Raw genomic sequence first — 6,276 nt, forward strand, 5'->3', positions numbered from 1 at the left:
GCTGGTGTGCGAGGGCGAAGTCGCGGCGCAGGCGTCGCCGCGCGTCCTGGGCGAGGTGCGGCGGCAGCGGATCGCCGCAGGGCTCTGCAGCGGTCTCCTCCACCTGCCGAGCCGCCGCGGCATGCGGCAGCCGGGCACCGACCTCGAATCCCCCGTCCAGGGGCGCGGCCGAGAACGTCCCCCCGGCCAGCCGACGCCACCGGTGCCTGCATCGCGCTCTACAGCAGGCGGCGTGCGGCGTCGAGCAGCGGGGTGCGGTAGCTGCGCCCGAACAGGCACACGTGGGCGAGCAGCGGGTGCAGCTGGTGCAGCGGGACGCGGTCGCGCCGTCCGTCGGCGAGGGGGAAGGCCTCGTGGTAGGCGGCGAGGATCCGTTCCAGGTGCGGGGCGCCGAACAGTTCCAGCATGGCCAGGTCGGTCTCGCGGTGCCCGCCGTGCGCGGCGGGGTCGATCAGCACCGCCCCGTCGCGGCCCCACAGCACGTTTCCGTCCCACAGGTCGCCGTGGATACGGGCCGGGGGCTCGTCCGGGCCTGCGAGGTCGTCGACGCGGGCGAGCACGCGTTCCAGCTGCGCCACGTCGCCGGAGTCCAGGAACCCCCGGTCGTGGGCGTCGCGCAGGTAGGGCAGCAGGCGGCGCCGGGCGTACCACTCGGGCCACGCCCGGCCCGGGGTGTTGTCCAGGGGCAGAGTGGCCAGCCACCCCGGCCAGGAGGCCCCGAAGGCCTCCGCCCCGGCCCGGTGGGTGGTCGCCAGGCGCCGCCCCAGATCGTCGGCCGCCGCCGCGGTCGCGCCGCGCTCGTGCACCTGCTCCATCACCAGCACGCCGCCATCGGCGGCGGCCAGGACCTCGGGCACGTCGGCCCCTCCGGGCACCTCGGCGAGCCAGCGCAGACCGGCGGCCTCGGAGTCCAACGCCTCGGCGTGGCCCTCGGCGACCTTGGCGAAGAAGCGGCGCCCGTCGGCCAGCTCCCCGCGGTACAGCGTCCACGCGTGCGAGGAGCCCAGCGGGGTGCAGGAACGCACCTCGCTGGACACGGCCGCGGAGACGGCCTTTGCGGGAGCGGTTTCGGGATTTCCGTGGGACATGGAGGTACTCGATGGGCGGGCCGGGGCCGGGTGCGAGACACACGGTACTTCCGCGAGTCGCACGATGTCGCGGACCTCGGGCTTCGCGCGGAGCGTCGGCGGCGATCCGCTGCCCGTCACCCGGGACCGGAAACCCGGCAGCCGCTCTCCGCCGTGCTCCCGGCCGTATCGACCGACCGATCCGCCGCGTCAAGGCCCCCGGGACCCCCGCGACCCGTTCCGCGGCAGGTTCAGCGTGCCGGCCTTGGGGAACCGGGCTCGACCGCCGACGCGGTACGCCGGCGGTCGAGCCCGGTTCGCAGCTGGGGCCCGGAACGTCGTCGTCTCAGTTCATGAACATGCCGCCGTCCACGTTCAGGGTCTGGCCGGAGACGAAGCCGGCGTCGGGTGACGCCAGGAAGAACACGGGCCCGACCAGGTCCTGCGGATACTGGTCCCGCTGGAGCGCCCGTCCCTTTCGTTGCGACTCGATGAGCTCGGCGGGGAAGTTCTCGACGATGGGGCCGGTCAGGGTGAGCCCCGGCGTCACGAGGTTGACGGTGATTCCGTCGTCGCCCACCTCGCGGGCGAGGCTGCGGGTGAAGCCGACGAGGGCGGCCTTCGCGGAGACGTAGTGCACCTGGCCGGGCACTCCCGGATACATCGACGCGGAGCCGAAGTTCACGATCCGGCCCCACCCCCGGCCCCGCATCAGGGGCAGCAGGGCATGGGTGACCAGGTAGTACCCGGTCAGGTTGATGTCGATCACCTGGCGCCAGCGGTCCGGCGTGGTGTTCTCGAACGTGTCGATCGGGAAGAAGCCGGCGCCGTTGACGAGCACGTCCAGCCCGCCGTTGCCGTCGACGGCCTCGGCCAGGCGGGCGACGTCGGCCTCGTCGGTGATGTCGGCCGCGAGGGTCACCAGCCGGTCCCGCGCCCCGATGTCGGCGGACAGCTTGTCGATCGCGTCCGGCGAGAGGTCGGTGGCGATCACCGTGTCGCCGTTGGTGAGGAACCGCTTGACCAGTTCCGCCCCGACGCCGCCGGCGGCTCCGGTGACGACCACGACGCGGCCCGTCTCCTGGCGAGCGGACACGCCGTCGCCCCTCATGTTCGGACCGCGCCGACGGCCAGCGTCGGGTAGTCGGTGTATCCGCGCTCGTCGCCGCCGTAGGCCTTGGACATGTCGGGCTCGGCGAGTTCGGCTCCGGTCGCCAGCCGTTCCGGCAGGTCGGGGTTGGAGATGAAGTACTGGCCGAACGAGACCAGGTCGGTGACGCCCTCGTCGACGAGGGCGAGGTGCTCCGGCGCCGTCCTGGCTCCGGGCGTGGCCGGGTTGAGGATCATGGCGCCGTTCCATGCACGGCGCAGCTCGCGGGAGAACTCGGGCGCCCGCGACTCCAGCACGTGCAGATACGCCGGTCCGATGCCGTTCAACTCCTCGACCAGGTGGCTGTAGGTCTCTTCGAAGTCCTCCTCCTCGATGTCGTTGAAGGGGTTCGCCGGCGAGATCCGGATGGCGGTGCGGTCGCCGCCGATCGCCTCGGCGACCGCCGCGACGACCTCAAGGGCGAAGCGGGCCCGGTTGGGAGCGGAGGCACCCCAGTCGTCCGTCCGCCGGTTGGCGTTCGTGGAGAGGAACTGGTGGATGAGGTAGCCGTTCGCTCCGTGGATCTCGACGCCGTCGAAGCCCGCTTCGACGGCGTTCCGGGCCGCGTCGGCGAAGTCGCGGATCGTTCGGCCGATCTCCTGGGCACCGAGTTCCCGCGGGACGACGAAGTCCTGGAGGCCTTCCTCGGTGAAGATCCGGCCCTCGGCCTTCACCGGGGACGGGCCGACGGGATGGTGGGCGGTCCTGTAGTTGGCCGGGTGGCCGATGCGGCCGGTGTGCATCAGCTGGGCGTAGATCGTCCCGCCCTCGGCGTGGACCGCGTCCGTGACCGTGCGCCAGCCGGTGATCTGGGCGCCGGTGTGCAGCCCGGGCGTATTCGGATAGCCCTGGCCGACGGCGCTCGGCTGGGTGCCCTCGGTGATGATCAACCCGGCGCCGGCGCGCTGCGCGTAGTACGTGGCCATCATGTCGGTCGGGGCGAGTTCCGGGCCGAACGCCCTGCTGCGGGTCATCGGCGACATGACGATCCGGTTTTCGAGTCGGTGCCGGCCGACGCGGGTGGGAGTGAAGGCTGCTCGCATGTGTTCCTCCGAATTGCTTGCTCGAACAACTAACTTCACTGTGCCATCCGCCAGAGCGTCATCCAAGCATTCCGGCAAAAAAAGTTGCTCAGACAACCATGATTGGTGTCCTAGACTGGACCGGTGAGTACGACGAACAGCGCCGACGGCGACGCGGCCGCCGCGGACTCGGGCCGTGGCCGGGTCTCAAACGCCGGGCCCGTAAGCCATGCGATCTTCCGGGTGGCGCGCATCCACAAGCTGCTCGCCGGACAACTGCTGCGCGAGGTCGGCCTGCATCCGGGGCAGGAACTGCTGATGATGCGGCTCTGGGACGAGGGCCCGCAGCGGCAGGCCGACCTGACCGCGGTTCTCGACGCCGACGCTCCGACCGTCACCCGCTCCGTGCGGCGCCTCGAACGCGCCGGGTTCGTGCGCCGTTCGCCCAGCCCGACGGACGGACGGGTGACGATCGTCGAGGCGACGCCGGCGAGCATGGGGCTGCGGCAGGCCGTCGAGCGGATCTGGGCGGACCTGGAGCGCATGACGGTCGCGGACATGGACGACGGTCGGCAGGACGGTGTCCTGCGCACGCTCGGTGAGCTGGAGCGCAACCTCACCGCGTCGGAGAAGAGCCGCGCGGACGATCGCTGAGGCGCGGCCGCTCGCCCTTTCCCGGTCCGGCCGGGTACCGACCGCCGCTCGGCACTACAGCGCGTGCGGCCGCGTCATCCCGCGAATCCCGCGGTCGGGACGCCCCGCGCGCCCGGCCGGACGCGGAAGAGCGCACCGGCCCGGGGCCACCGCGCCGTATCCACCCCCACGGCCGACGTGGTGATGTAGAGATCGGTCAGGTCCGGGCCGCCGAACGTGCATGCGGTGGGACGCGGGACCGGCACCTCCACGACGGTGTCCACCTCGCCCGACGGCGTGTAGCGGCGGACGGCCGCTCCGTCCCACAGCGCCACCCAGACACCGCCCTCGGCATCGAGGCAGAGCCCGTCGGGGTTCCCGGCGCCCGCGGGGATCTCGGCGAAGGTGCTCCGTTGCCCGAGTTCCCCTGCGGAGGTGATCGCGAAGCAGTCGATACGGCGCGTGGGGGTGTCGACGTAGTAAGCGCGGTCCCCCGCCGGTGTCCACACGAGGCCGTTGGAGATCGTGACTCCGTCGAGAACCCGCGTCACGCCGAGGTCGGGATCGAGGCGGTAGAGGGCACCGCCGCCCGGTGTCTCGTCATAGGCCATGGAACCGCAGTAGAAGCGGCCCCGGGGATCGCATCCGCCTTCGTTCATGCGCACCCCGGTGTCGCTCCACAGCTCGGGCAGCGCTCGCACCGCCCCCGTCACCGGTTCGACCAGGGCGAAGCCGCGTTCCACGGCCGCCACCAGTCCGCCCCCGTGGCGCGGGCGCACGGCGGCCGCGACCTCGCCGACGTGCAAGCGGGGCCGCGCGCCGTCGGCAGGGGCGAGCCCGAGGACGTCGCCGGCGAGCATGTCGACCCAGCGGAGCAGCCCCTCGTCGGGGCACCAGACCGGACCTTCGCCATGGTGGGCCCGCGGGGCGTCGACAGGCTGAGCGTGGAAGCGGTGCGGAGGGGCGCTGGGCGAGGGGGCGCTCATCGTCGGATCACCTCGTTGCGTTCGCGATGCGGCGCCACATCGTTGCACATCGCCTACCGGGAGCGGTCGATCCGCTCAGCGGAGCGCGGAGTAGACGGTGAAGGCGGGGAGTTCGCGGCGGGTGACGGTCGGGAAGAGGTCGCGGAGCCCGTGTTCGATGCGAGCGAGCTTGTCCTCCGGCAGCGCGAGGCCGCGGGCGATCCGAGACGGCCGCGTTCCGCCGTGCCAGGCGATCAGTACCCGCCCGCCGGGACGTGTCACCCGGTGCAGTTCACGCAGTCCGGCCTCCAGGTCCGGCCAGATCGCCACGTTGTTCACCGAGACGACGGCGTCGAACTCCTCGTCGTCGAACCCCGTGCGCTCGGCGGTTCCGAGCCGCAGATCGATGCGGCCCGCGGCGGTCTCCGCCCGGTGCGGTCGTGCCGCGAGCCGCCGCATCTCCGGCGACGGATCCACGCCGCGTATCCGTTCGGCGGGGGTGCGTCGCAGCAGGCGGATCAATCCGCCGGGCCCGTAGCCGACTTCCAGGACCTTCTCGCCCTCGCGGACGTCAAGCAGGTCCAGGAGGTCCCACTGCCTGTTCGTCCGCAGCATCAGCCGCCCGGCGAGCCGACCGGGGATGCCGCGCGGCACCGCGAACGGCGACCGGGTGGGTTCTTCCGCGGACCAGGGTTTCACGGCTTTCATGTCCTCAGGGTGGTGCTTCAAGCCGGCTTGAAGTCAAGCTGGGGACATGGAGCTCATTCCGATCGGTGAGGCCGCCGGGCGACTCGGCATACGAGCGTCGGCGTTGCGCTATTACGAGGAACGCGGGCTGGTCGAGCCGACGGCGAGGATTCGCGGCAAGCGGTTCTACGGTCTGCAGGAGCTGCGCCGCTTGGCCTTCCTTCGGATCGCACAGCGGCTGGGTATACGCCTGGGCACGGCGGCCGCGGTTCTGGACGAGCCGGCCGAGCAGTGGCGCGCGACGGTCGACGAGCAGATCGCGGACCTGGAGGAGTTGATCGCCAGGGCCCAGGGGGCGAAGGACTTCCTCCTGCATGCGCGCATGTGCCCGGCCGAGCACCCGACACGGGAATGCCCCGAAGCGATGGGGATGCTCGACGGGCTCCTCGAAGGGGGTTCCTTCGAGGAGCTCGCGCGCGAGCACAGGGATCGCCCTTAGCCGAGGTGTTCCGCGGGATTCTGCCGACCGGGCGGGGCGGAGGTCAGGGCCGGACCGCCGAGTGGAAGTTGCTCTGGTAGTAGCCGTCCAGCGAGACCTCTTGCACCGGCTTGCTCGGGTTGGACCCGTGTACCATCTTGTTGCCGCCCACGTACATGCCCACGTGGTCCGGGCCGCTGTAGAAGAAGATCAGGTCGCCGGGCTGCATGGCGTCCCAGGAGACCGGACTTCCGGCGTTGACCTGGTCGTAGGT

8 protein-coding genes are annotated in these 6,276 nt (G+C 71.7%); 2 read left to right on the forward strand and 6 right to left on the reverse strand.

The genetic code is table 11. The annotated features are described in order from the left end of the window. Positions 1 to 218: 218 nt before the first annotated feature. The 3 genes from LP52_RS24105 to LP52_RS24115 all read right to left on the reverse strand — a co-directional run bounded on the left by LP52_RS24105 (position 219) and on the right by LP52_RS24115 (position 3,260). A complete protein-coding gene (locus LP52_RS24105) occupies positions 219 to 1,088 on the reverse strand; it encodes a fructosamine kinase family protein (RefSeq protein ID WP_084723456.1) in 870 nt (289 codons plus the stop codon). 325 nt (positions 1,089 to 1,413) lie between these two features. Then, on the reverse strand, positions 1,414 to 2,163 hold the full coding sequence (locus tag LP52_RS24110) for an SDR family NAD(P)-dependent oxidoreductase (RefSeq protein ID WP_052810220.1): 750 nt from the start codon (positions 2,161 to 2,163) through the stop codon (positions 1,414 to 1,416). Positions 2,164 to 2,174: 11 nt separating this feature from the next. Further along, positions 2,175 to 3,260 carry an alkene reductase gene (locus LP52_RS24115; protein ID WP_040276700.1) on the reverse strand — a complete coding sequence of 362 codons (1,086 nt, stop codon included), beginning with the start codon at positions 3,258 to 3,260 and terminating at the stop codon, positions 2,175 to 2,177. Between the two features lie 123 nt (positions 3,261 to 3,383). On the opposite strand from LP52_RS24115, the gene LP52_RS24120 reads away from it, so the two are divergent. Next, the gene (locus LP52_RS24120; RefSeq protein ID WP_040276701.1) at positions 3,384 to 3,893 is read left to right on the forward strand and encodes a MarR family winged helix-turn-helix transcriptional regulator; all 510 of its coding nucleotides are present in this window, start codon (positions 3,384 to 3,386) and stop codon (positions 3,891 to 3,893) included. Positions 3,894 to 3,967: 74 nt separating this feature from the next. Here LP52_RS24120 and LP52_RS24125 read toward each other — a convergent pair whose 3' ends face one another. Further along, on the reverse strand, positions 3,968 to 4,858 hold the full coding sequence (locus LP52_RS24125; protein WP_052810221.1) for an SMP-30/gluconolactonase/LRE family protein: 891 nt from the start codon (positions 4,856 to 4,858) through the stop codon (positions 3,968 to 3,970). Between the two features lie 75 nt (positions 4,859 to 4,933). Then, positions 4,934 to 5,545, reverse strand: a complete 612-nt coding sequence (locus LP52_RS24130) for a class I SAM-dependent methyltransferase (RefSeq protein WP_084723458.1) — start codon at positions 5,543 to 5,545, stop codon at positions 4,934 to 4,936. A 46-nt stretch (positions 5,546 to 5,591) separates the two neighbouring features. On the opposite strand from LP52_RS24130, the gene LP52_RS24135 reads away from it, so the two are divergent. Then, positions 5,592 to 6,023, forward strand: a complete 432-nt coding sequence (locus LP52_RS24135) for a MerR family transcriptional regulator (protein WP_040276702.1) — start codon at positions 5,592 to 5,594, stop codon at positions 6,021 to 6,023. A gap of 43 nt (positions 6,024 to 6,066) precedes the next feature. Here the strand turns inward: LP52_RS24135 and LP52_RS24140 are convergent. Beyond that, on the reverse strand, positions 6,067 to 6,276 hold a 210-nt coding region (locus LP52_RS24140), incomplete at its 5' end, for a C40 family peptidase (RefSeq protein ID WP_040276703.1).

Source organism: Streptomonospora alba, from assembly GCF_000826685.1.
Taxonomy (GTDB): domain Bacteria; phylum Actinomycetota; class Actinomycetes; order Streptosporangiales; family Streptosporangiaceae; genus Streptomonospora; species Streptomonospora alba.